General features: G+C 59.8%; 25 protein-coding genes. 24 read left to right on the top strand and 1 reads right to left on the bottom strand.

Translation table 11 applies throughout. The features are described from left to right. The 5 genes from tgt to CKW21_RS09845 all read left to right on the top strand — a co-directional run bounded on the left by tgt (position 1) and on the right by CKW21_RS09845 (position 5,025). Positions 1 to 1,116: a tRNA guanosine(34) transglycosylase Tgt gene (tgt, locus tag CKW21_RS09865; protein ID WP_170948654.1), complete on the top strand. Its 1,116-nt coding sequence runs from the start codon at positions 1 to 3 to the stop codon at positions 1,114 to 1,116. A 43-nt stretch (positions 1,117 to 1,159) separates the two neighbouring features. Continuing rightward, a complete protein-coding gene (gene yajC, locus CKW21_RS09860; protein ID WP_016773317.1) occupies positions 1,160 to 1,498 on the top strand; it encodes a preprotein translocase subunit YajC in 339 nt (112 codons plus the stop codon). A 63-nt stretch (positions 1,499 to 1,561) separates the two neighbouring features. Then, entirely contained in the window at positions 1,562 to 3,430 is a 1,869-nt protein-coding gene (gene secD, locus CKW21_RS09855) for a protein translocase subunit SecD (protein ID WP_095193783.1), read from the top strand. 9 nt (positions 3,431 to 3,439) lie between these two features. Next, positions 3,440 to 4,354 carry a protein translocase subunit SecF gene (gene secF, locus CKW21_RS09850; RefSeq protein WP_095193782.1) on the top strand — a complete coding sequence of 305 codons (915 nt, stop codon included), beginning with the start codon at positions 3,440 to 3,442 and terminating at the stop codon, positions 4,352 to 4,354. A 119-nt stretch (positions 4,355 to 4,473) separates the two neighbouring features. Beyond that, complete coding sequence (locus tag CKW21_RS09845; protein WP_020795595.1) at positions 4,474 to 5,025, top strand: glycine zipper 2TM domain-containing protein; 552 nt, start codon at positions 4,474 to 4,476, stop codon at positions 5,023 to 5,025. A gap of 254 nt (positions 5,026 to 5,279) precedes the next feature. On the opposite strand, the gene suhB is transcribed toward CKW21_RS09845, so the two are convergent. After that, positions 5,280 to 6,098 carry an inositol-phosphate phosphatase gene (gene suhB, locus CKW21_RS09840; protein WP_007941397.1) on the bottom strand — a complete coding sequence of 273 codons (819 nt, stop codon included), beginning with the start codon at positions 6,096 to 6,098 and terminating at the stop codon, positions 5,280 to 5,282. Positions 6,099 to 6,243: 145 nt separating this feature from the next. On the opposite strand from suhB, the gene trmJ reads away from it, so the two are divergent. The 19 genes from trmJ to der all read left to right on the top strand — a co-directional run bounded on the left by trmJ (position 6,244) and on the right by der (position 23,031). Next, positions 6,244 to 7,014, top strand: a complete 771-nt coding sequence (gene trmJ, locus CKW21_RS09835) for a tRNA (cytosine(32)/uridine(32)-2'-O)-methyltransferase TrmJ (RefSeq protein ID WP_095193781.1) — start codon at positions 6,244 to 6,246, stop codon at positions 7,012 to 7,014. 2 nt (positions 7,015 to 7,016) lie between these two features. Continuing rightward, the gene (cysE, locus tag CKW21_RS09830; protein ID WP_095193780.1) at positions 7,017 to 7,793 is read left to right on the top strand and encodes a serine O-acetyltransferase; all 777 of its coding nucleotides are present in this window, start codon (positions 7,017 to 7,019) and stop codon (positions 7,791 to 7,793) included. Between the two features lie 183 nt (positions 7,794 to 7,976). Beyond that, positions 7,977 to 8,468 carry a Fe-S cluster assembly transcriptional regulator IscR gene (iscR, locus tag CKW21_RS09825; protein WP_007903581.1) on the top strand — a complete coding sequence of 164 codons (492 nt, stop codon included), beginning with the start codon at positions 7,977 to 7,979 and terminating at the stop codon, positions 8,466 to 8,468. A gap of 50 nt (positions 8,469 to 8,518) precedes the next feature. Continuing rightward, entirely contained in the window at positions 8,519 to 9,733 is a 1,215-nt protein-coding gene (locus tag CKW21_RS09820) for an IscS subfamily cysteine desulfurase (RefSeq protein WP_095193779.1), read from the top strand. An 83-nt stretch (positions 9,734 to 9,816) separates the two neighbouring features. Further along, the gene (iscU, locus tag CKW21_RS09815; RefSeq protein ID WP_007974006.1) at positions 9,817 to 10,203 is read left to right on the top strand and encodes a Fe-S cluster assembly scaffold IscU; all 387 of its coding nucleotides are present in this window, start codon (positions 9,817 to 9,819) and stop codon (positions 10,201 to 10,203) included. A gap of 34 nt (positions 10,204 to 10,237) precedes the next feature. After that, on the top strand, positions 10,238 to 10,561 hold the full coding sequence (gene iscA / locus CKW21_RS09810; protein ID WP_003227904.1) for an iron-sulfur cluster assembly protein IscA: 324 nt from the start codon (positions 10,238 to 10,240) through the stop codon (positions 10,559 to 10,561). Between the two features lie 8 nt (positions 10,562 to 10,569). Continuing rightward, complete coding sequence (gene hscB / locus CKW21_RS09805; protein WP_095193778.1) at positions 10,570 to 11,091, top strand: co-chaperone HscB; 522 nt, start codon at positions 10,570 to 10,572, stop codon at positions 11,089 to 11,091. Between the two features lie 51 nt (positions 11,092 to 11,142). Further along, complete coding sequence (hscA, locus tag CKW21_RS09800; protein WP_095193777.1) at positions 11,143 to 13,005, top strand: Fe-S protein assembly chaperone HscA; 1,863 nt, start codon at positions 11,143 to 11,145, stop codon at positions 13,003 to 13,005. A 2-nt stretch (positions 13,006 to 13,007) separates the two neighbouring features. Continuing rightward, positions 13,008 to 13,349: an ISC system 2Fe-2S type ferredoxin gene (fdx, locus tag CKW21_RS09795; protein WP_085715824.1), complete on the top strand. Its 342-nt coding sequence runs from the start codon at positions 13,008 to 13,010 to the stop codon at positions 13,347 to 13,349. Between the two features lie 14 nt (positions 13,350 to 13,363). Next, entirely contained in the window at positions 13,364 to 13,564 is a 201-nt protein-coding gene (gene iscX, locus CKW21_RS09790; protein WP_095193776.1) for a Fe-S cluster assembly protein IscX, read from the top strand. An 88-nt stretch (positions 13,565 to 13,652) separates the two neighbouring features. Then, entirely contained in the window at positions 13,653 to 14,078 is a 426-nt protein-coding gene (ndk, locus tag CKW21_RS09785) for a nucleoside-diphosphate kinase (protein ID WP_007964426.1), read from the top strand. 28 nt (positions 14,079 to 14,106) lie between these two features. Then, on the top strand, positions 14,107 to 15,252 hold the full coding sequence (gene rlmN, locus CKW21_RS09780; protein WP_095193775.1) for a 23S rRNA (adenine(2503)-C(2))-methyltransferase RlmN: 1,146 nt from the start codon (positions 14,107 to 14,109) through the stop codon (positions 15,250 to 15,252). Between the two features lie 16 nt (positions 15,253 to 15,268). Continuing rightward, positions 15,269 to 16,027, top strand: a complete 759-nt coding sequence (gene pilW, locus CKW21_RS09775; RefSeq protein ID WP_095193774.1) for a type IV pilus biogenesis/stability protein PilW — start codon at positions 15,269 to 15,271, stop codon at positions 16,025 to 16,027. Next, positions 16,027 to 17,073: a RodZ domain-containing protein gene (locus CKW21_RS09770; RefSeq protein WP_095193773.1), complete on the top strand. Its 1,047-nt coding sequence runs from the start codon at positions 16,027 to 16,029 to the stop codon at positions 17,071 to 17,073. The genes pilW and CKW21_RS09770 overlap by 1 nt, the downstream gene beginning before the upstream one ends. A 3-nt stretch (positions 17,074 to 17,076) precedes the next feature. After that, positions 17,077 to 18,186, top strand: a complete 1,110-nt coding sequence (gene ispG / locus CKW21_RS09765; RefSeq protein WP_003185136.1) for a flavodoxin-dependent (E)-4-hydroxy-3-methylbut-2-enyl-diphosphate synthase — start codon at positions 17,077 to 17,079, stop codon at positions 18,184 to 18,186. 22 nt (positions 18,187 to 18,208) lie between these two features. Then, the gene (gene hisS, locus CKW21_RS09760) at positions 18,209 to 19,498 is read left to right on the top strand and encodes a histidine--tRNA ligase (RefSeq protein WP_095193772.1); all 1,290 of its coding nucleotides are present in this window, start codon (positions 18,209 to 18,211) and stop codon (positions 19,496 to 19,498) included. A 41-nt stretch (positions 19,499 to 19,539) separates the two neighbouring features. After that, the gene (locus tag CKW21_RS09755; protein WP_095193771.1) at positions 19,540 to 20,181 is read left to right on the top strand and encodes a tetratricopeptide repeat protein; all 642 of its coding nucleotides are present in this window, start codon (positions 19,540 to 19,542) and stop codon (positions 20,179 to 20,181) included. After that, positions 20,174 to 21,325 carry an outer membrane protein assembly factor BamB gene (bamB, locus tag CKW21_RS09750; RefSeq protein WP_095193770.1) on the top strand — a complete coding sequence of 384 codons (1,152 nt, stop codon included), beginning with the start codon at positions 20,174 to 20,176 and terminating at the stop codon, positions 21,323 to 21,325. Before CKW21_RS09755 ends, bamB begins: the two co-directional genes overlap by 8 nt. Positions 21,326 to 21,561: 236 nt before the next feature. Continuing rightward, entirely contained in the window at positions 21,562 to 23,031 is a 1,470-nt protein-coding gene (der, locus tag CKW21_RS09745) for a ribosome biogenesis GTPase Der (RefSeq protein WP_095193769.1), read from the top strand. The last annotated feature ends 127 nt before the right edge of the window (positions 23,032 to 23,158 follow it).

Genomic DNA, 23,158 nt, shown 5'->3' with positions numbered 1-23,158 from the left:
ATGTCGTTTGAGCTGCTTGCCACCGATGGCAAGGCTCGTCGTGGTCGCCTGACCTTCCCCCGTGGCACCGTCGAGACCCCGGCCTTCATGCCGGTCGGTACCTACGGCACGGTCAAGGGCATGCTGCCACGGGATATCGAGGCGATTGGCGCTGAAATTATCCTGGGCAACACCTTTCACCTGTGGCTGCGCCCGGGCATGGAAGTGATCAAGAAGCACGGCGACCTGCACGATTTCATGCAGTGGAAAGGCCCGATCCTGACCGACTCCGGTGGTTTCCAGGTGTTCAGCCTGGGCGCCATGCGCAAGATCAAGGAGGAGGGCGTGACCTTCGCCTCGCCGGTCGACGGCGCCAAGGTGTTCATGGGCCCGGAAGAGTCGATGCAGGTCCAGCGTGACCTGGGTTCCGACATCGTGATGATTTTCGACGAATGCACGCCGTACCCGGCCGACGAAGACGTCGCTCGCGTGTCCATGGAGTTGTCGCTGCGTTGGGCCCAGCGCTCGAAGAACGCCCATGCCGACAACACGGCGGCGCTGTTCGGCATCGTTCAGGGCGGCATGCACCAGGATTTGCGCATGCGCTCCCTGGAAGGCCTCGACAAGATCGGCTTCGATGGTCTGGCGATCGGCGGTCTGTCGGTAGGCGAGCCCAAGCATGAGATGATCAAGGTGCTGGATTATCTGCCGGGCCAGATGCCGGCTGACAAACCTCGTTACCTTATGGGTGTTGGCAAGCCGGAAGATCTGGTTGAGGGTGTGCGCCGCGGTGTGGACATGTTCGATTGCGTGATGCCAACCCGTAATGCCCGCAATGGGCATCTGTTCATTGATACTGGCGTGATCAAGATCCGTAACGCGTTCCATCGCCATGATGATTCGCCGCTGGATCCGACCTGCGATTGCTATACCTGCCAGAACTTCTCCCGCGCTTATCTGCATCACCTGGACAAGTGCGGCGAAATGCTGGGAAGCATGCTCAATACCATCCATAACTTGCGTCATTATCAAGTGCTTATGGCTGGTTTGCGCGAGGCTATTCAACAGGGTACATTGGCCGCCTTTGTCGATGCCTTCTACGCCAAACGCGGGCTACCCGTTCCGCCTTTGGACTGAGTTTCCTGACCCCAAGATTCAACATTTGCAACTGGAGTGCTAAATGAGCTTTTTTATCTCTAATGCCATGGCTGACGCTGCTGCACCGGCAGCTGCATCCCCAATGGGCGGCGGCTTTGAGTGGATTTTCCTGGTCGGCTTTCTGGTCATCTTCTACCTGATGATCTGGCGTCCACAGGCCAAGCGCGCCAAAGAGCAGAAGAACCTGCTGAGCAGCCTGCAGAAAGGCGACGAAGTCGTGACCACCGGCGGCATCGCCGGCAAGATCACCAAAGTGGCCGACGATTTCGTCGTTCTGGAAGTTTCCGACACCGTCGAAATGAAATTCCAGAAAGGCGCCATCGCCGCCACGCTGCCAAAAGGCACGCTGAAAGCGATCTAAGTTTCAACTTCTACTCAATCGACGGGGCGCGCAAGGCGCCCCGCGTCATAAGCGGGCGGCGTGATGCTGAACAAATACCCTCTGTGGAAATACATTCTGATCCTGGCGGTGCTGGCGATCGGTCTGATTTATTCCGCTCCCAATCTTTATCCTGACGACCCGGCCATTCAGGTCAGCGGTGCAAGCACTGCGCTGCAGGTCAATCAGGCTGATCTGGACCGTGTGAGCGCAGCTCTCAAGGAAGCCGGGATCAACGTCAAGGCTGCCACCCTGGCTGCCGGCGGCAAGGGCGGTCTGATTCGCCTGGTCAAGGCTGAAGACCAGTTGCCTGCCAAGGACGTCGTGCGCAAGGCGCTGGGTGATGACTACGTCGTCGCGCTGAACCTGGCACAAACCACCCCGCAATGGCTGCGCAGCCTGGCCGCGCACCCGATGAAGCTGGGTCTGGACTTGTCCGGTGGTGTGCACTTCCTGCTCGAAGTGGACATGGACAAAGCCCTGGATGCACGCCTGAAAGTCTACGAAGGCGACGTCAAGAGCCTGTTGCGTAAAGAGAAACTGCGCTATCGCAGCCTGCCGCAACTGGGCGGTGCCATTCAGCTGGGCTTCTCCGATGAAGCGACCCGCGAACAGGCCCGTTCGATCATCCGCAAGAACTTCAACGATTTCGACATTGTTCCGGCCGACCTCAATGGCCAACCGGTACTGCGTCTGGCGATGACCCCGGCGAAGCTGGCGGAAATCCGCGAATACTCCATCAAGCAGAACTTGACCACGGTACGTAACCGCGTCAACGAGCTGGGTGTTGCCGAACCTATCGTCCAGCGTCAGGGCGCCAACCGTATCGTGGTTGAGCTGCCGGGCGTACAGGACACCGCAGAAGCCAAGCGTATCCTCGGCAAGACGGCCAACCTCGAGTTCCGTCTGGCGGCCGAGCCGGGTGCTTCGAAAGCCACTTCCGAAACTTTCGAATTCCGTGAGGGCAACCGTCCTCCGGCGCAGATCGAGCGTGGCCTGATCATCACTGGCGACCAGGTGACTGACGCCAAGGCTGGCTTCGGCGAGCACGGTTCGCCGGAAGTGAACATTCGTCTGGACGGCCACGGCGGCGAGCTGATGAGTCGTGCGACCCGTACGAACGTCGGTCGCAGCATGGCGGTAATCTTCATCGAGCAGCGTCCGGTCACCACTTACACCAAGCAAGTGGTCAACGGCGTCGAAAAAGAAGTGCCGGTTCAGTCGTTCAAAGAAGAGAAGAAGATCATCAGCCTGGCGACCATTCAGTCGCCGCTGGGTGCGCAATTCCGCATTACCGGCCTGACCGGCCAGGGCGAATCGTCCGAACTGGCGCTGCTGTTGCGTGCCGGTGGTCTGGCGGCGCCGATGTACTTCGCTGAAGAGCGCACCATTGGTCCAAGCCTGGGTGCCGACAACATCGTCAAGGGGGTTGATGCGTCGCTGTGGGGCATGCTGTTCGTCTCGCTGTTCATCATCGCCATCTATCGCTTCTTCGGCATCATCGCCACGGTTGCGCTGGGTGTGAACATGGTGCTGCTGCTGGCACTGATGTCGCTGCTGGGCGCCACGCTGACCCTGCCGGGTATCGCCGGTATCGTGTTGACCATGGGTATGGCGGTCGACGCCAACGTACTGATCTTCTCGCGGATTCGTGAGGAGATTGCGGCGGGCATGAGCGTACAGCGGGCAATCAACGAAGGTTTCGGTCGCGCATTCACCGCGATTCTCGACGCCAACCTGACCACCTTGCTGGTGGGCGGGATCCTGTTTGCCATGGGTACAGGTCCGGTCAAGGGCTTCGCCGTGACCATGTCCCTCGGGGTTCTGACCTCGATGTTCACGGCCATCATGGTCACCCGCGCGATGGTCAACCTGATCTTCGGCGGACGTGACTTCAAGAAGTTGTGGATTTAAGGGGCTGCCATGTTACGTACAATCAACTTCATGGGCGTTCGCAACGTTGCGTTCGGCGTCACATTGTTCCTTACCGTGCTGGCCTTATTCAGCGTCGCCACCAAGGGCATGAACTGGGGCCTGGACTTCACCGGCGGTACGCTCATCGAGCTGACCTATGAGCGTCCGGCCGATGTGACCAAGGTGCGTGAGCAGCTTGTTTCCTCGGGCTACCACGAAGCCGTGGTGCAGAACTTCGGCGCCACCACCGATTTGCTGGTGCGCATGCCGGGTGAAGATCCGCAACTGGGTCACCAGGTGGCGGAAGCGCTGCAGAAGGTCGGCGGCGACAACCCGGCGACGGTCAAGCGCGTCGAGTTCGTCGGCCCGCAGGTGGGTGAAGAGCTGCGCGACCAGGGCGGCCTCGGCATGCTGATGGCGCTGGGCGGCATCCTGATCTACCTGGCGTTCCGCTTTCAGTGGAAATTCGCCGTTGGTGCGATCGTGTCCCTGATCCACGACGTGATCGTGACCATCGGTATCCTGTCGTTCTTCCAGATCACCTTCGACCTGACGGTGCTGGCGGCGGTACTGGCGATCATCGGTTACTCGCTCAACGACACCATCGTGGTATTCGACCGGGTTCGTGAGAACTTCCGCGTACTGCGCAAGGCCAGCCTGATCGAGAACATCAACATCTCGACCACCCAGACCCTGCTGCGGACCATCGCCACTTCGGTTTCCACCTTGCTGGCGATCGCGGCACTGCTGTTCTTTGGTGGCGACAACCTGTACGGCTTCTCCCTGGCGCTGCTGGTGGGTGTTCTGGCGGGTACTTACTCGTCGATCTACATCGCCAACGTGGTGCTGATCTGGCTGAACCTGAGCTCCGAAGACCTGATTCCGACGGTGAATACCGAGAAGGAAGTCGACGACCGTCCTTGAAGGAGGCTTCCTCCAGCGATGTAGTCCAAAAAGGCGCGAGTTGAACTCGCGCCTTTTTTTATGCTCCAAGGCTGGGAGAAGCGCGGGTTTATCCCGCATTGGATGGTCAGGAGGTTCATGTGAACAAGTCGATGCTGGTTGGTGCTGTACTGGGTGCTGTCGGTGTGACTGCCGGGGGTGCTGTGGCCACCTACAGCCTGGTTAAAGATAACGGCCCTGAGTATGCGCAAGTACTCGCCGTTGAGCCGGTCAAGACGCAAATCAAGACTCCACGTGAAGTGTGCAAGGATGTAGCTGTTACCCGGCAAGCGCCGGTGAAAGATCAACACCAGATCGCCGGTACCGTGGTAGGTGCGCTGGCGGGTGGTTTGCTGGGTAATCAGATCGGCGGCGGCACCGGCAAGAAAATTGCCACGGTGGCGGGCGCGGTCGGTGGCGGTTACGCCGGCAACAAGGTTCAGGAGGGCATGCAAGAGCGTGACACCTACACCACGACGCAAACCCGTTGTAATACGGTGAATGACATCAGTGACAAGGTCGTGGGTTACGACGTGCGCTACTCGCTGGACGGTAAAGAGGGGAAAGTGCGAATGGATCGCGATCCTGGTAACCAGATTCCAGTGGATAAAGAGGGCAAGTTGATCTTGTCGGAGAATCAGCAGGCTCATTGATCTGCTGAAATCAAAGATTCAAAAAGAAGCACCCTGCGGGGTGCTTTTTTGTGCCCGGGATTTATGCACAACCGTTAATGCCCCTGTGGGAGCGAGCCTGCTCGCGAAGGCGGTGTATCAGTCGCCATCATTGCTGGATGTGAGGCCGCTTTCGCGAGCAGGCTCGCTCCCACAGGGGGTCAGTGGTGTTATCGGGGGTGGATTCCAGGCATAAAAAAAGCACCCCGAAGGGTGCTTTTCTGTCGCTTGGGCGCTTAGCGCTTCAGCGAGGCCGGCAGGTGCGGCTGGATCGCCGTCAGGACTGCCTTGAAGCATTTGGTGTTACCGGCAACGACGTGGCCTTTTTCGAGGAAGTCGTGACCACCGGTGAAGTCGCTCACCAGGCCGCCTGCTTCCTGAATCAGCAGGGCGCCTGCGGCCATGTCCCACTCGGACAGTCCCGACTCCCAGAAAGCGTCGAAACGACCGGCGGCCACGTAGGCCAGGTCCAGGCTTGCCGAGCCGGCACGGCGGATGCCTGCGGTCTGGCCAACCAGGGCGCGGAACATGCCCAGGTAGTTGTCGAGGTTGTCCATTTGGTCGTCACGGAACGGGAAGCCGGTACCCAGCAGGGCGCCGTCCAGGCTGGTGCGGCCGCTGACGCGCAGGCGGCGACCGTTCAGTTGAGCGCCGCGACCGCGGCTGGCGGTGAATTCTTCCTGGCGAACCGGGTCCAGAACAACGGCGTGTTCCAGGCGACCGCGGTATTTGCAGGCGATGCTGACAGCGAAGTGAGGAATGCCGCGCAGGAAGTTGGTGGTGCCGTCCAGTGGGTCGATGATCCACAGGTACTCTTCGCCTTCGATCCCGGTACCGGCATGCAGGCCGGTCTCTTCACCCATGATCGAATGATTCGGGTAAGCCTTGCGCAGCGCGTCGATGATTTTCTGTTCGGCGGCGCGGTCCACCTCGGATACGTAATCCTTGGCGTCTTTTTCGTCGACCTTGATGGTATCCAGGCGCTCGATGGAGCGGAAGATCAATTCACTGGCGCTGCGGGCGGCGCGCAGCGCGATATTCAGCATGGGCTGCATGGATGTGTCACCTAAGGTTGTTAAAGAAAGCCGGGCATTCTATCAGAAAGTTTCTACAGGTGAAGGACGACGTTCGCTTTCATGGCTTAACGGTAGTGAGCGCTGTAAGATTCTGCTCCCGATAATGTGTTCGAGAGCGCCTCCCTTGCTGCAAAACATTCGTGTCGTCCTGGTCAATACCAGCCATCCGGGCAATATCGGCGGGACCGCGCGCGCCATGAAAAACATGGGGCTGTCGCGGCTGGTGCTGGTCGAACCACGCTTGTTCCCGCATCACGAGGCCGATGCCCGTGCCTCCGGTGCCGGAGACATCCTTGAAAAAGCGCAAGTCGTCGCCACCTTGGAAGATGCCTTGGTCGGCTGCAATCTGGTGCTCGGCACCAGCGCCCGTGATCGCCGGATTCCCTGGCCGCTGCTCGATCCCCGTGAATGCGGTGCGAAAGTGGTGGAGGAAGCCGGGCAGGGCGCCGAGATCGCCCTGGTGTTCGGCCGTGAAGATTCCGGCCTGACCAATGAAGAGCTGCAGCGATGTCATTATCACGTGCACATCCCATCCGACCCTGAGTTCAGCTCGCTGAACCTTGGGGCGGCGGTGCAGGTGTTGAGTTATGAAGTGCGCATGTCCTGGCTGGCGGCCGAAGGTCAGCCGAGCAAGGTCGAGAAGGAAGAAGTGGCATCGGTCAAAAGCGCTGAGCTGGCGACCATGGACGAGCTGGAACGATTCTATGAGCACCTGGAACAGACCCTGGTGGCCATTGAGTTTCTCGATCCGGAAAAGCCACGGCACTTGATGGCGCGCCTGCGCCGGTTGTACGGACGCAGCTCGGTCAGCCGGGCGGAAATGAATATATTGCGTGGCATCCTCACGGAAACCCAAAAAGCGGCCCGTGGCGAGCTTCTGAAGCGGAAGGATTAATGATGTTCGAGCGTTTGCGTGAAGATATCCAGAGTGTTTTCCATCGTGATCCAGCAGCGCGTAATGCTTTTGAAGTCCTGACCTGCTACCCGGGCATGCATGCCATCTGGATCCATCGCCTGTCATCGATGTTGTGGCGTGCCGACCTGAAATGGCTGGCGCGGCTGGTGTCGAACTTCGGTCGCTGGCTGACCGGGATCGAGATCCATCCGGGTGCCAAGGTCGGTCGGCGGTTCTTTATTGACCACGGCATGGGCATTGTCATCGGTGAAACCGCCGAGATCGGCAACGACGTGACCCTGTATCAGGGCGTGACCCTGGGCGGCACCAGCTGGAACAAGGGCAAGCGTCACCCGACCCTTGAAGATGGCGTGGTGGTTGGGGCGGGCGCCAAGGTGCTCGGCCCGTTCACGGTCGGTGCCGGGGCCAAGGTCGGCTCCAATGCGGTGGTTACCAAGGCTGTTCCGGCGGGTGCGACCGTTGTCGGGATTCCGGGGCGGATTATCGTCAAGTCCGATGAAGAGCAGGACGCCAAGCGCAAGGCCATGGCCGAGAAGATCGGTTTTGATGCCTATGGTGTCAGCGAAGACATGCCGGACCCGGTGGCGCGCGCCATCAATCAACTGCTTGATCACCTGCAGGCCGTGGATGGTCGTCTGGAGGGGATGTGCGGGGCATTGAAGGATCTGGGCAGTAATTACTGTGCCAAGGATCTGCCTGAGCTGCGCGAAGAAGACTTCGCCTGCGTGAAGGACAAGGACCAGAGTCAGGCCGGTTAATGCCTTTGTAGGTCGTATTCAGGCAATGGCACAGCGCTAAGCGGTGTGCCATTAAGCCGCAGACCCTGATATCATGCGCCCGCTCTTTGCGGGTAAACCTGACTAAAGTACTAGGTCTTATAGTTGACTTAAATACTCAGGAATTGCATACTCGCCCCATTCCGAACTCCGTGGTAATTGTCCATGCGACTGACTACAAAAGGCCGATACGCCGTGACCGCCATGCTCGATCTGGCGTTGCACGCGCAGCACGGGCCCGTGTCCCTGGCCGATATCTCCGAGCGCCAAGGCATCTCCCTGTCCTACCTCGAACAGCTGTTCGCCAAGCTGCGCCGCAGCAACCTGGTGTCCAGCGTTCGTGGCCCAGGCGGCGGTTACCAGCTGTCACGCGACATGCAAGGTATCCAGGTCGCCCAGGTGATCGATGCGGTGAACGAATCGGTCGATGCCACCAAATGCCAGGGCCAGGGTGATTGCCATCAAGGCGACACCTGCCTGACCCACCACTTGTGGTGCGATCTGAGCCTGCAGATTCACGAATTTCTGAGCGGTATCAGCTTGGCTGACCTTGTGACTCGCCGTGAGGTACAAGAAGTAGCCCAGCGTCAGGATCAACGCCGTTGCAACAGCAAGGCGCCACGCCTGGACAAGATTGAAGCGTCCGCCGTCGAATGACAGCCAGAGAGCTAACGGCGTGCCAGCCAGCCTGATTTAGGAGATAGTCCATGAAATTGCCGATTTACCTTGATTACTCTGCGACTACCCCGGTTGATCCGCGTGTCGCGCAAAAAATGAGTGAATGCCTGCTGGTCGACGGAAACTTCGGTAACCCGGCGTCCCGTTCCCACGTGTTCGGCTGGAAAGCTGAAGAGTCCGTCGAAAACGCCCGTCGTCAGGTGGCCGACCTGGTCAATGCCGACCCGCGCGAAATCGTCTGGACCTCCGGTGCCACCGAATCCGACAACCTGGCAATCAAGGGTGCGGCACATTTCTACGCCACCAAAGGCAAGCACCTGATCACCACCAAGATCGAGCACAAGGCTGTCCTGGACACCATGCGCCAGCTGGAGCGTGAAGGTTTCGAAGTCACCTACATTGAGCCTCGTACCGACGGCCTGGTGACTCCGGAAATGGTCGAAGCCGAACTGCGCGACGACACCATCCTGGTTTCGGTCATGCACGTGAACAACGAAATCGGTACCGTCAACGACATCGCCGCCATCGGCGAGTTGACCCGCTCCAAGGGCATCCTGTTCCACGTCGACGCCGCTCAGTCCACCGGCAAGGTCGAGATCGACCTGCAGAAGCTGAAAGTCGACCTGATGTCGTTCTCCGCCCACAAGACTTATGGCCCTAAAGGCATCGGCGCCCTGTACGTGAGCCGCAAGCCGCGTGTGCGCATCGAAGCGACCATGCACGGCGGCGGTCACGAGCGCGGCATGCGCTCCGGCACCCTGGCGACCCACCAGATCGTCGGCATGGGCGAAGCCTTCCGCGTGGCCAAGGAAGACATGGCTGCCGAGAACGCACGCATCAAGGCCCTGAGCGACCGCTTCTACAAGCAGGTCGAGCACCTGGAAGAGCTGTACGTCAACGGCAGCCTGACCGCCCGCGTTCCGCACAACCTGAACCTGAGCTTCAACTACGTTGAAGGCGAGTCGCTGATCATGGCGCTCAAGGATCTGGCGGTTTCGTCCGGTTCGGCTTGCACCTCGGCATCGCTTGAGCCTTCCTACGTGCTGCGCGCCCTGGGCCGCAACGATGAACTGGCACACAGCTCGATCCGTTTCACCTTCGGCCGCTTCACCACCGAAGAAGAAATCGACTACGCCGCGCAGAAAGTCTGCGAGGCCGTTACCAAGCTGCGCGCTCTGTCGCCGCTGTGGGACATGTACAAAGACGGTGTCGACATTTCGAAAATCGAGTGGGCGGCACACTGATTTCAAGTCGCCGCGAACCAGCCCTGCGGACCCAGGTTCCGGGGCTTTAAGAGCGACTCTCTGATGAGTGAGGATTAAGAACCATGGCTTACAGCGAAAAGGTCATCGACCACTACGAAAACCCGCGCAACGTCGGCAAGATGGACGCGGAAGATCCTGATGTCGGCACCGGCATGGTCGGCGCGCCGGCTTGCGGCGACGTGATGCGCCTGCAGATCAAGGTCAACGACGCCGGCATCATCGAAGATGCCAAGTTCAAGACCTATGGCTGCGGTTCGGCCATCGCTTCCAGCTCCCTGGCCACTGAGTGGATGAAGGGCAAGACGCTGGACGAGGCAGAAACCATCAAGAACACTCAGCTGGCTGAAGAACTGGCCCTGCCGCCAGTGAAAATTCACTGCTCCGTGCTCGCTGAAGACGCCATCAAGGCGGCCGTTCGCGATTACAAGCAGAAGAAAGGCTTGATCTGACTTTCAGGATTTGGCGACGAGTAAGGAGTCACCGATGGCTATCAGCATGACAGAAGCGGCTGCTCGACACGTGCGACGCTCCCTCGACGGGCGCGGCAAAGGTGAGGGGATTCGCCTGGGTGTTCGCACCACGGGCTGTTCCGGCCTTGCCTACGTGCTGGAGTTTGTCGACGAGGTGGTTGCAGAGGATCAGGTGTTCGAAAGTCACGGCGAAAAAGTGATCATCGACCCGAAAAGCCTGGCCTACCTGGACGGCACCGAGCTCGATTTCGTCAAGGAAGGGTTGAACGAAGGCTTCAAGTTCAACAACCCCAACGTGCGCGGTGAATGTGGCTGCGGCGAAAGCTTCAACATCTGAGGCTGCTCGTGGGTACTCCTTGTCATTTCGCTTTATTTGAGCTGCAGCCGAGTTTCAATCTGGACCTCGATCAGCTGGCTTCGCGTTACCGCGAGCTGGCGCGCAGCGTTCATCCGGACCGCTTTGCTGACGCCTCCGAGCGTGAGCAACGGCTGGCGCTAGAGCAATCCGCGAGCCTCAACGAGGCCTACCAGACGCTCAAGAGTCCCCCCAAGCGCGCGCGATACCTGCTCGCCTTGAATGGTGGCGAGCTGCCGCTGGAGGTCACGGTGCATGACCCGGAGTTTCTTCTGCAACAGATGGAGTTGCGCGAAGAGCTCGAGGACCTGCAGGACAGCGCCGACTTGTCGGGCGTTGCCGCGTTCAAGCGCCGGTTGAAGACTGCCCAGGATGAACTGAACCAAAGCTTCGCAGCTTGCTGGAACGATGCCGCGCAACGTGAACGGGCCGAACGCCTGATGCGGCGCATGCAGTTCCTCGACAAGCTCACCTACGAAGTGCGCCAATTAGAAGAGCGCCTCGACGATTAACCCAGTGCCGCTCCGGTCGCACGCCTGATATACAGATAAGTCCTGATAACGATGGCCCTACTGCAGATCGCCGAACCCGGCCAAAGTCCTCAACCGCACCAGCGTCGTCTGGCTGTGGGGATCGACTTGGGCACTACCAATTCGCTGGTCGCTGCATTGCGCAGTGGACTTTCCGAGCCTCTGGCCGACGCAGAAGGGCAGGTTATCCTGCCGTCTGCCGTGCGCTATCACGCCGATCGCGTCGAAGTCGGCGAGTCGGCCAAGCTGGCTGCCTCCACCGATCCCTTGAACACCGTGCTGTCGGTCAAGCGCTTGATGGGTCGTGGTCTGTCCGACGTCAAGCAATTGGGCGAGCAACTGCCTTACCGCTTTGTCGGTGGCGAGTCGCACATGCCGTTCATCGACACGATCCAGGGCCCGAAAAGCCCGGTCGAAGTCTCGGCGGACATCCTCAAGGTCTTGCGCCAGCGTGCCGAAGCCACCCTCGGTGGTGAGCTGGTGGGTGCGGTCATCACCGTTCCGGCCTATTTCGACGACGCTCAGCGTCAAGCCACCAAGGACGCGGCCAAACTGGCCGGCCTTAATGTGCTGCGTTTGCTCAACGAGCCGACGGCAGCGGCGGTGGCTTATGGGCTGGATCAGCACGCCGAAGGCCTGGTGGCGATTTATGACCTGGGCGGCGGTACGTTCGATATCTCGATTCTGCGCCTGACCGGCGGTGTCTTCGAGGTGCTGGCCACCGGTGGCGACAGTGCTCTGGGCGGCGATGACTTCGACCACGCCATCGCAGGCTGGATCATCGAGAGCGCCGGTTTGTCTGCCGACCTGGATCCGGGTGCGCAACGCAATCTGCTGCAAACCGCTTGCGCGGCCAAAGAGGCGCTGACCAACGCGGCGTCGGTTGAAGTCGCGTATGGCGACTGGAAAGCCGAGCTGACCCGTGAGGCCTTCAACGCGCTGATCGAGCCGATGGTTGCCCGCAGCCTGAAAGCCTGTCGCCGCGCCGTTCGTGACTCCGGTGTCGAGCTGGAAGAAGTGCACGCGGTGGTCATGGTGGGTGGTTCGACCCGTGTCCCGCGTGTTCGCGACGCCGTTGCCGAAGCTTTTGGTCGCCAGCCGCTGACTGAAATCGATCCGGATCAAGTGGTGGCCATCGGTGCCGCGATCCAGGCCGATACCCTGGCCGGCAACAAGCGCGATGGCAGTGAATTGCTGCTGCTTGACGTGATTCCGTTGTCCCTGGGGCTGGAAACCATGGGCGGCCTGATGGAGAAGGTGATTCCGCGCAACACCACCATTCCCGTCGCCCGCGCCCAGGACTTCACCACCTACAAAGATGGCCAGTCGGCCATGGCGATCCACGTATTGCAGGGCGAGCGCGAGCTGATCAGCGACTGTCGCTCCCTGGCGCGTTTCGAATTGCGTGGCATTCCGGCGATGGTTGCCGGTGCGGCGAAGATTCGCGTGACCTTCCAGGTTGATGCCGACGGTCTGCTGAGCGTCTCCGCTCGCGAGCTGGGCTCGGGTGTCGAAGCCAGCATCCAGGTCAAGCCGTCCTACGGTCTGACCGACGGCGAAATCGCCAAGATGCTCAAGGATTCGTTCCAGCACGCCAACGACGACAAGGTGGCCCGCGTGCTGCGTGAGCAGCAGGTCGATGCCCAGCGTCTGATCGAAGCGGTGCAGGCCGCCCTGGAAGCCGACGGCGAGCGCCTGCTCGATGCCGATGAACGCATGGTCATCGAGCTGCAGGTGCAGGAACTGACCGAACTGATGAAAGGTACCGATGGTTACGCCATCGAGCAGCAGACCAAGCGTCTGTCGCAAGTGACCGATGCCTTTGCTGCCCGCCGCCTGGACTCGACGGTGAAAGCCGCGCTGGCGGGGCGCAACCTGAATGAGATTGAGGAATAACGATGCCGCAGGTCATTTTTCTGCCACACGAAAAGTTTTGCCCGGAAGGCATGGTCGTGGAGGCTGAGACCGGTACGTCCATCCTCGAGCTGGCCCATGAGCACCACATCGAGATGGAAAGTGCCTGTGGCGGCGTCTGCGCCTGTACCACCTGCCACTGCATCATCCGTGAGGGTTTTGACTCGCTGGAAGAAGCCGATGAGCTGGAAGAGGACTATCTTGACAAGGCCTGGGGGCTGGAAGCTCAGTCGCGCCTGGGCTGTCAGGCCAAGGTCGGGACTGAAGACCTGACCGTCGAAATTCCGAAGTACTCGCTCAACCACGCAGCCGAAGCGCCGCACTGATTCAAGGAATTGTCATGAGTCTCAAGTGGACTGATGTGCTGGAAATCGCGATCCAGCTGGCTGAAACCAAGCCCGATGTAGATCCTATGTCGGTCAACTTCGTCGATCTGCGCAAGTGGGTGATGGAATTGCCCGAGTTCGACGATCACCCTGATCATTGTGGCGAAAAGATCCTGGAGGCCATTCAGGCCCACTGGATCGAAGAACGCGACTGAGCCACGCTGCAGGTTAGGCAATACCCAAGAACCCGCGTATAATTCGCGGGTTTAATTTTTCGCAAATTACCGTTTCTGGAGTTACATCATGGCTGTTCAACGTACTTTCTCCATCATCAAGCCTGACGCCGTTGCTAAAAACGTGATCGGCGAGATCACCACCCGTTTCGAAAAAGCAGGCCTGCGCGTTGTAGCTTCGAAACTGAAGCAACTGTCCAAAGCCGAAGCCGAAGGCTTCTACGCTGAGCACAAAGAGCGCGGTTTCTTCGGTGACCTGGTTGCTTTCATGATCTCCGGTCCGGTTGTCGTTCAGGTTCTGGAAGGCGAAAACGCTATCGCTCTGAACCGTGAGCTGATGGGCGCTACCAACCCTAAAGAAGCTGCTGCCGGCACCATCCGTGCTGACTTCGCTGAATCCATCGACGCCAACGCTGTACACGGCTCGGACTCCGAAGCCGCTGCCGCTCGCGAAATCTCGTACTTCTTCGCAGCTACTGAAGTAACCACTCGCTAAGCATTGGCTTAAGAGTGAAGGTGAATCCATGACTACATCGACTGTTAAAACCAACCTGCTGGGTCTCACCCAGTCGGAAATGGAAAAATTCTTCGACTCAATCGGGGAGAAGCGTTTCCGTGCCGGTCAGGTAATGAAATGGATTCACCACTTTGGCGTCGATGATTTCGACGCCATGACGAACGTCAGCAAGGCCTTGCGCGAAAAGCTCAAGGCTGTTGCTGAAGTTCGCGGTCCGGAAGTGGTCAGCGAGGACATCTCCAGCGACGGCACCCGCAAGTGGGTGGTGCGCGTGGCGTCCGGCAGCTGCGTCGAGACCGTGTACATTCCCCAGGGCAAGCGCGGCACCTTGTGCGTTTCGTCCCAGGCAGGCTGTGCCCTGGATTGCAGTTTCTGCTCCACCGGCAAGCAAGGCTTCAACAGCAACCTCACCGCCGCCGAAGTCATTGGCCAGGTGTGGATTGCCAACAAATCCTTTGGCAGCGTCCCGGCGACCGTCGACCGTGCCATCACCAACGTGGTGATGATGGGCATGGGTGAGCCGCTGCTGAACTTCGACAACGTCATTGCCGCCATGCATCTGATGATGGATGACCTGGGCTACGGCATTTCCAAGCGCCGCGTGACCCTGTCCACGTCGGGCGTGGTGCCGATGATCGATGAGCTGTCCAAGCACATCGACGTCTCCCTGGCGTTGTCCCTGCACGCACCGAATGACGCATTGCGTAACCAATTGGTGCCGATCAACAAGAAGTATCCGCTTAAGATGCTCCTCGAGTCGTGCCAGCGCTACATGTCGTCCCTGGGCGAAAAGCGCGTGCTGACCATCGAGTACACCTTGCTCAAGGACGTGAACGACAAGGTCGAGCACGCGGTCGAGATGATCGAGTTGCTCAAGAACATCCCATGCAAGATCAACCTGATACCTTTCAACCCGTTCCCGCACTCCGGGTACGAGCGGCCGAGCAACAACGCCATTCGTCGGTTCCAGGATCAGCTTCATCATGCCGGTTTCAACGTCACTGTCCGCACCACCCGTGGTGAAGACATCGACGCCGCTTGTGGTCAACTGGTAGGGCAGGTGCTGGATCGCACCCGTCGCAGCGAACGTTATATCGCGGTGCGTGAATTGAGCGCCGAGAACGATATTGCTTCGAGCGCCGCGAATAAGTAACCAAGAGAGGATCTCTATGTCCCTGCGCTTTGCGCTGCTTTTGCTATTGGCCAGCCTCTGCGCTGGCTGTGTGCTTTCGGGCGATTACAACCCGATGAAGACCAGCAAGGGCCGCGACGAAGCGCGTGAGGCGTATGTGCAGCTGGGTATCGGTTATCTGCAACAGGGCATGACCGAGCGGGCCAAAGTACCGCTGAAGAAAGCCCTGGAACTGGATGCTGCGGATCCGGACGCCAACGCGGCGCTGGGGCTGGTATTCCAGGCCGAGATGGAGCCGGAACTGGCCGACCAGCATTTTCGCAAGGCGCTGTCTTCCCGTCCCGCCGATGCGCGAATCCTCAATAACTACGGCAGTTTTCTTTTCGAGCAAAAACGTTACAAGGAAGCCTACGAGCGCTTTGAACAGGCCGCCGCCGATACCCTGTATCCTGAGCGATCGCGAGTGTTCGAGAACCTGGGCATGACCGCTTCGATGCTTGGCCAGCGGGAGTTGGCCCAGCAGCAACTGGAAAAAGCCCTGCGTTTGAATCGCCAACAACCACGCGCATTGCTGGAAATGGCTGAGTTGTCTTACGAAGACAGGCATTATGTGCCCGCGCGTGACTACTACGATCGTTTTAGTCTGCTCGCCGAGCAAAATGCACGTAGTCTATTGCTCGGCGTTCGGCTGGCAAAAGTGTTTGAAGATCGCGACAAGGCCGCAAGTGCAGGCCTGCAATTAAAACGACTCTATCCCGGTACACCGGAATATCAGCAATACCTGTCGGAGCAATGATGAAAGCGGCGCATCCCGAAGTTGTAGCAGCGAATCGCGTTAACCCCGGTGAGACCCTGCGCCAGGCCCGCGAAAGCAATGGCTGGTCGCTGGCCGAAGTGGCTCTCAAGCTCAACCTCACCGTCAACTCCCTGAGCAATCTGGAAGCCGGCGAATTCGACAAGCTGCCTGGGCACACCTTTGCTCGCGGTTATATTCGCGCCTATGCCAAATTGCTCGGCATGGACCAGGCCGTTCTGGTCCAGCAGTTCGATCAATCCACCGGTACCGACTCCCAGGGCAGCAGCGTGCATAGCCTGGGTCGTATCGAAGAACCGGTTCGGGTTTCCCACACCATCTTGCGTGTTGTCAGCCTGTTGCTGCTGGTGGCGGTGATTGGTGGTGGTTTTGTCTGGTGGCAGGATCAAACCTCGCTGCGCACCAAGGACCTGATCAGCCTGAGCCCTGAACACGTAGAAGTCGAAGGCGCCGACGGCACCACCCAGATTCATCCGCTGGACGAGCCGGAAGACCAGGCTGTCGCGGAAGGTCAGGCTGAAAACACCACCGCTCTGGCATTGCCGCAAGCCGAGACCGCGGCTGAAGCGCCGGCGGATGCTCAAGCGACTGAACCCGCAGCGCCTGTATCACCAGCACCAGCGCCAGCTGCACCGGCGCACAGTACGGCTGCGGTTGTCGCGACGCCTGCGACTCCGGCCCCGGCAGTTCCCGCCGTACCGGCCCCGGCAGTCACTGCACCGATTGCCCCGAGCGTTCCGGCGCAAGCGGCTGCGACGCCAGCTCCGGCAGCGGCTCCGGTGGCCGGCCAGGGTCAGGTTCAACTGCAATTCACCGCCGATTGCTGGACGCAAGTGACCGATGGCAGCGGCAAGGTGTTGTTCAGTGGTCTCAAGCGTAAAGGCGATAGCCTTTCCGTCAGCGGCAAGCCACCGTTTGCCGTCCGCCTGGGCTTCGCCCGTGGCGCGCAGGTCAGCTACAACGGCCAGTCGGTCGATGTTGCTCCGTTCACCAGTGGCGAGACTGCTCGCCTGAAGTTGGGTCAATAAGTCATGCACGGCGAATCTCCAATCAAACGTCGCGAATCGCGCAAGATCTGGGTCGGTAACGTGCCTGTTGGCGGCGATGCGCCTATCGCTGTGCAGAGCATGACCAACAGCGACACTAACGATGTCGCGGCCACCGTGGCGCAGATCAATCGTCTTGAAGCGGCTGGCGTCGATATCGTGCGGGTATCCGTACCGGACATGGACGCCGCCGAGGCCTTCGGCAAGATCAAGCAACTGGTCAAGGTGCCATTGGTGGCCGATATCCATTTCGACTACCGCATTGCGTTGCGCGTCGCCGAGCTGGGTGTCGACTGCCTGCGAATCAACCCGGGCAACATCGGTCGCGAAGATCGCGTACGCGCCGTGGTCGATGCCGCCCGTGATCGCGGGATTCCGATTCGCATCGGCGTCAACGCCGGCTCCCTGGAAAAAGACCTGCAAAAGAAATACGGCGAGCCGACCCCGGCCGCGCTGGTCGAGTCGGCCTTGCGCCATGTCGAGCACCTTGAACGCCTGAATTTCCAGGACTTCAAGGTCAGCGTGAAAGCCTCCGACGTGTTCATGGCCGTCGAAGCCTACCGCCTGCTGGCCAAGGAAATCGTCCAGCCGCTGCACCTGGGCATCACCGAAGCCGGTGGTTTGCGTTCAGGCACGGTGAAATCCGCCGTGGGCCTCGGTATGCTGCTCGCCGAAGGGATTGGCGATACTATTCGCATCTCGTTGGCGGCCGACCCGGTCGAGGAAGTGAAAGTCGGCTACGACATTCTCAAATCCCTGCACCTGCGTTCCCGTGGCATCAACTTCATCGCCTGCCCGAGCTGCTCGCGGCAGAACTTCGATGTGGTCAAGACCATGAACGAGCTGGAAGGGCGCCTCGAAGACCTGCTGGTGCCGCTGGATGTCGCAGTCATCGGTTGCGTGGTCAACGGACCGGGTGAAGCCAAGGAAGCCCATATCGGCTTGACCGGCGGCACGCCAAACCTGATTTACATCGACGGCAAGCCGTCGCAGAAACTGACGAATGACAATCTGGTGGATGAGCTTGAACGCTTGATCCGCCAGAAAGCGGCCGAAAAGGTCGAAGCTGACGCTGCCGTTATCGCGCGCGGCTGATCGAACGAATTAAGGAATTTTTGTGAGCAAGTCTCTGCAAGCCATTCGTGGCATGAACGACATCCTGCCCGAACAGACCCCGCTGTGGCGTCATTTCGAAGGCAAAGTTTCGCGTCTGCTGGATAACTACGGTTACAAGCAGATCCGCATGCCGATCGTCGAGTTCACCGAGCTGTTCAAGCGCTCCATCGGTGAAGTGACCGATATCGTCGAAAAAGAGATGTACACCTTCGACGACCGCAACGGCGATTCCCTGACCCTGCGTCCCGAGGGTACCGCGGCGTGCGTGCGTGCAGTGCTCGAACACGGCATCACTGGCGGTGGCCAGGTGCAGAAGCTCTGGTACATCGGCCCGATGTTCCGCCACGAGCGGCCGCAGAAAGGTCGTTATCGCCAGTTCCACCAGATCGGTGTCGAGGTGTTCAACCTCGACGGCCCGGACATCGACGCCGAACTGATCGTGCTGACCTGGCGCCTGTGGGGCGAGCTGGGTATCCGCGATGCGGTCAAGCTCGAGCTCAACAGCCTGGGCACCAGCGAGTCCCGTGGCCGTTATCGCGAAGCGCTGGTCGAGTTCCTGTCCGGGCACCTGGACAAGCTGGACGAAGACAGCCAGCGTCGCCTGAAGACCAACCCGTTGCGGGTACTGGACACCAAGAACGCCGAGACGCAGGCGATTCTGGTCGATGCGCCGAAAATGGCCGATTACCTCGACGAAGAGTCCCGCGTGCACTTCGAGGGCCTCAAGGCTCGTCTGGACGCTGCCGGCATTCCTTACGTGATCAACCCGAAGCTCGTTCGCGGGCTGGATTACTACAGCAAGACCGTTTTCGAGTGGGTCACCGATAAACTGGGCGCCCAGGGCACCGTGTGTGCCGGTGGTCGTTACGATGGCCTGGTCGAGCAGATGGGTGGCAAGCCGACCGCGGGTGTCGGTTTCGCCATGGGCATCGAGCGCCTGGTCCTGCTGCTCGAAACCCTCGAGCAGATCCCGGAAGAGATCTCCCGTCAGGTCGACGTCTACCTCTGCGCCTTCGGTGAAGAAGCCGAGCTGGCCGGCCTGGCCCTGGCCGAGCGTGTGCGTGACCAATTGCCCAACCTGCGCCTGCAAGTGAATGCCGGCGCCGGCAGCTTTAAAAGCCAGTTCAAGAAAGCCGACAAGAGCGGTGCGTTGTATGCATTGATCCTCGGTGACGACGAGATGGCCCAGCAAGTGGTAGGTTTCAAACCCCTGCGTGGCCAGGGCGAACAACAAAGCATTGCCTGGGATGCGCTTGCTGCACACCTGGCCACCTGCGTCGTGCAGGGTTGAAGCTGTCTTAACAGCCGATTTAGCGATTAAGGAGTATTGGGGTGTCGAGTACCGAAGACGAAAACCTGGCGGATTTGAAGGAATGGTGGTCACGCAACGGCAAGCCCCTGGTCACTGGCGGCCTGTTGGCGCTGGTTATCGTGTTCGGCTGGCAGGCGTTCCAGAAGTATCAGAACAACCAGTCGCAAGGCGCCTCGGTGCTCTACCAGCAATTGCTGGAGACCACACTGACGCCGGACGGCAAGCCTGACGCGGCCCGTGTTTCGGACCTCGCAGCCAAGCTCAACAGCGAATTCGGCGGCAGCGCCTATGCGCAATACGGCAGCCTGTTCGTGGCGAAAGTCGCCGTCGACAGCGGCAAGTTGGATGACGCAGCCAGCGAACTGAAAGCCATTGCCGACAAACCGGCCAACCCGGCACTGGGCGAAATCGCCCGTCAGCGCCTGGCGCAGGTGCTGGGCGCGCAGAACAAGGCCGATGAGGCCCTGAAACTGCTCGAAGGCGATGCCGACAAGGCCTTCCTGGCCACTCGCGAAGAACTCAAGGGCGACCTGCTGGTGCAGCTGGGTCGTACCGATGAAGCGCACGCGGCGTATCAAAAAGCCAAGGCGGCACTGTCGGATGAAGCGGCGGTCGGTGGCCTACAAATCAAGCTGGACGACCTGGCCAAAGGGGATGCGTGACGTGATCCGTTGGAAACATGCAGCATTGCTGACCCTGGCCATTTTGGCCGCAGGTTGCAGCAGCAACAGCAAGAAAGAACTGCCACCGGCCGAGTTGACCGATTTCAAGGAAGAAGTGGTTCTGCAAAAGCAGTGGAGTCGTTCGATCGGTGACGGTCAGGGCGAAACCTACAACATGCTGGTACCGGCGATCGATGGCAGCACCATCTATGCCGCCGATGTAACCGGTGTGGTGATGGCGATGGATCGCAGCAACGGCGACGTCAAGTGGAAGAAAGATCTCGAACTGCCTGTTTCCGGCGCCGTTGGCGTCGCTTACGGTCTGCTGACGGTCGGTACGACCAAGGGTGAGATCGTTGCCCTGGATGCCATCAGCGGCGAAGAGAAATGGCGCTCCCGGGTGTCCAGCGAAGTCCTCGCACCGCCGGCCAACAACGGTGATGTGGTTGTGGTTCAGACCCAGGACGACCGTCTGATCGGCCTGGACGCCGCGACCGGCAACCAGCGCTGGTTGTATGACAGCACGCCTGCCGTATTGACCCTGCGCGGTACCAGCGCGCCGATCGTCACCAACCGTCTCGCGGTGGCTGGCCTGTCGACCGGTAAAGTGGTCGCTCTCGACATTTCCAACGGCGTGCCGGTATGGGAACAGCGTGTAGCGATCCCGCAAGGCCGTTCGGAACTGGAGCGCGTTGTCGACATCGACGGCGGCCTGCTGTTGTCCGGCGAAACGATTTATGTCGCGAGCTACCAGGGTCGCGTTGCGGCACTGGACCTGCAAAGCGGTCGGCAGCTGTGGCAGCGTGATGCTTCCAGCTACGCCGGTGTCGCCCAGGGTTTCGGCAGCGTCTACGTGAGCCTGTCTTCGGGTACCGTTGAAGGTGTCGACGAACGTTCCACCACTGCCCTGTGGAGCAACGATTCGCTGGCCCGCCGTCAACTGTCGGCCCCGGAAGTGTTCTCCAGCTACGTTGCAGTCGGTGACCTGGAAGGTTACCTGCACCTGCTGAGCCAGGTGGACGGCCGTTTCGTCGGCCGCGAACGCATCGACAGCGACGGCCTGCGTGCCCGTCCGCTGGTGGTGGGTGACACGATTTATGTCTATGGCAACAGCGGCAAACTGGAAGCCCTGACCATTAAGTAAGAACTATGCTTGGGGTTAACCACCTCAGGCTGCTTCACTTGCGGGTATGAATGTGGGAGCGAGCCTGCTCGCGATGGACGTCAACGATTACGTTTGCGTCCTGAATAAACGCGGTGCCCTGGCGTTTTTCGCGAGCAGGCTCGCTCCCACAGACAAGCGCACAGTGTTGCCCCGAGCACCAGCCGCTGCCTCGCAGCGGCTTTTGTATTTTCTGAAATAACGAAGTGGAGAGCCGCATGGTTCCCGTAATCGCCCTGGTGGGCCGACCGAACGTCGGCAAGTCCACCTTGTTCAACCGCCTGACCAGGACTCGCGACGCCATCGTCGGCGACTTGTCCGGTCTGACCCGTGATCGCCAGTACGGTGAGGCCAAGTGGCAAGGGCGTTCCTACATTCTGATCGACACCGGCGGTATCTCCGGTGACGAGCATGGTATGGACGAAAAAATGGCCGAGCAGTCGCTGCTGGCCATTGAAGAAGCGGATGTAGTGCTGTTCCTGGTAGATGCCAAGGCCGGTTTCACCGCCGCCGACCAGATGATCGCCGAGCATTTGCGCAAACGTAACAAGCGTTCTCACGTGGTTGCCAACAAGGTCGACAACATCGACCCGGAAATGGCCCGCGCCGAATTCGCCCCGTTGGGCATGGGCCACGCGATCCCGATCGCCGGCGCCCACGGCCGCGGCATCACCCAGTTGCTGGAAGCGGCACTGAGTGAATTCCCGAAAGACGAAGACGAGCTGGAAGAAGGCGAGGAAGAGGACGTTGCAGAAGGCGAGGAAGCCAAGCGCATTCCTGGCCCGAGCGAAAAAGACGGGATCAAGATCGCCATCATCGGCCGGCCGAACGTCGGCAAGTCGACCCTGGTCAACCGCATGCTCGGTGAAGACCGGGTGATCGTGTATGACCAACCCGGCACCACCCGCGACAGTATCTACATCCCGTTCGAGCGTAACGACGAGAAGTACACGCTGATCGACACCGCCGGTGTGCGCAAGCGCGGCAAGATCCACGAAGAAGTCGAAAAATTCTCCGTGGTCAAAACCCTGCAAGCCATCAAAGACGCCAACGTGGTGATCTTCGTGATGGACGCCCGCGAAGGCGTGGTAGACCACGACCTCAACCTGCTGGGCTTTGCCATTGAGTCGGGTCGTGCGCTGGTCATCGCGATCAACAAGTGGGACGGCATGACGCCGAGCGAGCGTGACTTCGTGAAGGTCGAGCTGCAGCGTCGCCTGTTCTTCGTTGACTATGCCGACATCCACTTCATCTCGGCACTGCACGGCACTGGCGTGGGCAACCTCTACGCCTCGGTGCAGAACTCGTTCAAGTCCGCGGTCACCCGCTGGCCGACCAACCGCCTGACCCAGATCCTGGAAGACGCGGTTGGCGAGCACGCACCGCCGATGGTCAACAACCGCCGGATCAAGCTGCGTTACGCCCACCTGGGTGGTGCGAACCCGCCGATCATCGTGATTCACGGTAACCAGATCGAGAAGGTGCCGAAGTCTTACGTGCGTTACCTGGAAAACACTTATCGCCGTGTCTTGAAGCTGGTCGGTACGCCGATCCGCATCGAGTTCAAGGGCGGCGAGAACCCGTACGAAGGCAACAAGAACTCGCTGACCGACCGCCAGGTCAACAAGAAGCGCCGCTTGATGTCGCACCACAAGAAGGCCGACAAGAAGCGCCGCGACAAGCGCTGATTCAAGGCTTGCCTCACCCCTGTGGGAGCGGACTTGTTGTGGCGAGGGAGCTTGCTCCCGCTGGACCGCGAAGCGGTCCCATTATCTGCAACCGAGATCGTTCAGTTAGAACGTATCGACTGATTTG

The sequence above is a fragment of the Pseudomonas sp. Irchel 3A7 genome, assembly GCF_900187565.1.
In the GTDB taxonomy this organism is placed as follows: Bacteria; Pseudomonadota; Gammaproteobacteria; order Pseudomonadales; family Pseudomonadaceae; genus Aquipseudomonas.
The sequence above is the reverse complement of the archived record's forward strand: the minus strand, read 5'-3'. Positions and strand labels throughout refer to the sequence as shown.

What these genes read in the sequence shown, in the direction of transcription:
- iscA (WP_003227904.1), top strand. Translation starts at nt 10,238, where the DNA reads ATGGCTATCAGCATGACAGAAGCGGCTGCTCGACACGTGCGACGCTCC.
- cysE (WP_095193780.1), top strand. Translation starts at nt 7,017, where the DNA reads ATGTTCGAGCGTTTGCGTGAAGATATCCAGAGTGTTTTCCATCGTGAT.
- fdx (WP_085715824.1), top strand. Translation starts at nt 13,008, where the DNA reads ATGCCGCAGGTCATTTTTCTGCCACACGAAAAGTTTTGCCCGGAAGGC.
- iscU (WP_007974006.1), top strand. Translation starts at nt 9,817, where the DNA reads ATGGCTTACAGCGAAAAGGTCATCGACCACTACGAAAACCCGCGCAAC.
- suhB (WP_007941397.1), bottom strand. Translation starts at nt 6,098, where the DNA reads ATGCAGCCCATGCTGAATATCGCGCTGCGCGCCGCCCGCAGCGCCAGT.
- secD (WP_095193783.1), top strand. Translation starts at nt 1,562, where the DNA reads ATGCTGAACAAATACCCTCTGTGGAAATACATTCTGATCCTGGCGGTG.
- yajC (WP_016773317.1), top strand. Translation starts at nt 1,160, where the DNA reads ATGAGCTTTTTTATCTCTAATGCCATGGCTGACGCTGCTGCACCGGCA.
- CKW21_RS09770 (WP_095193773.1), top strand. Translation starts at nt 16,027, where the DNA reads ATGAAAGCGGCGCATCCCGAAGTTGTAGCAGCGAATCGCGTTAACCCC.
- rlmN (WP_095193775.1), top strand. Translation starts at nt 14,107, where the DNA reads ATGACTACATCGACTGTTAAAACCAACCTGCTGGGTCTCACCCAGTCG.
- bamB (WP_095193770.1), top strand. Translation starts at nt 20,174, where the DNA reads ATGCGTGACGTGATCCGTTGGAAACATGCAGCATTGCTGACCCTGGCC.
- tgt (WP_170948654.1), top strand. Translation starts at nt 1, where the DNA reads ATGTCGTTTGAGCTGCTTGCCACCGATGGCAAGGCTCGTCGTGGTCGC.
- pilW (WP_095193774.1), top strand. Translation starts at nt 15,269, where the DNA reads ATGTCCCTGCGCTTTGCGCTGCTTTTGCTATTGGCCAGCCTCTGCGCT.
- der (WP_095193769.1), top strand. Translation starts at nt 21,562, where the DNA reads ATGGTTCCCGTAATCGCCCTGGTGGGCCGACCGAACGTCGGCAAGTCC.
- iscX (WP_095193776.1), top strand. Translation starts at nt 13,364, where the DNA reads ATGAGTCTCAAGTGGACTGATGTGCTGGAAATCGCGATCCAGCTGGCT.
- secF (WP_095193782.1), top strand. Translation starts at nt 3,440, where the DNA reads ATGTTACGTACAATCAACTTCATGGGCGTTCGCAACGTTGCGTTCGGC.
- ispG (WP_003185136.1), top strand. Translation starts at nt 17,077, where the DNA reads ATGCACGGCGAATCTCCAATCAAACGTCGCGAATCGCGCAAGATCTGG.
- hscA (WP_095193777.1), top strand. Translation starts at nt 11,143, where the DNA reads ATGGCCCTACTGCAGATCGCCGAACCCGGCCAAAGTCCTCAACCGCAC.
- CKW21_RS09820 (WP_095193779.1), top strand. Translation starts at nt 8,519, where the DNA reads ATGAAATTGCCGATTTACCTTGATTACTCTGCGACTACCCCGGTTGAT.
- iscR (WP_007903581.1), top strand. Translation starts at nt 7,977, where the DNA reads ATGCGACTGACTACAAAAGGCCGATACGCCGTGACCGCCATGCTCGAT.
- ndk (WP_007964426.1), top strand. Translation starts at nt 13,653, where the DNA reads ATGGCTGTTCAACGTACTTTCTCCATCATCAAGCCTGACGCCGTTGCT.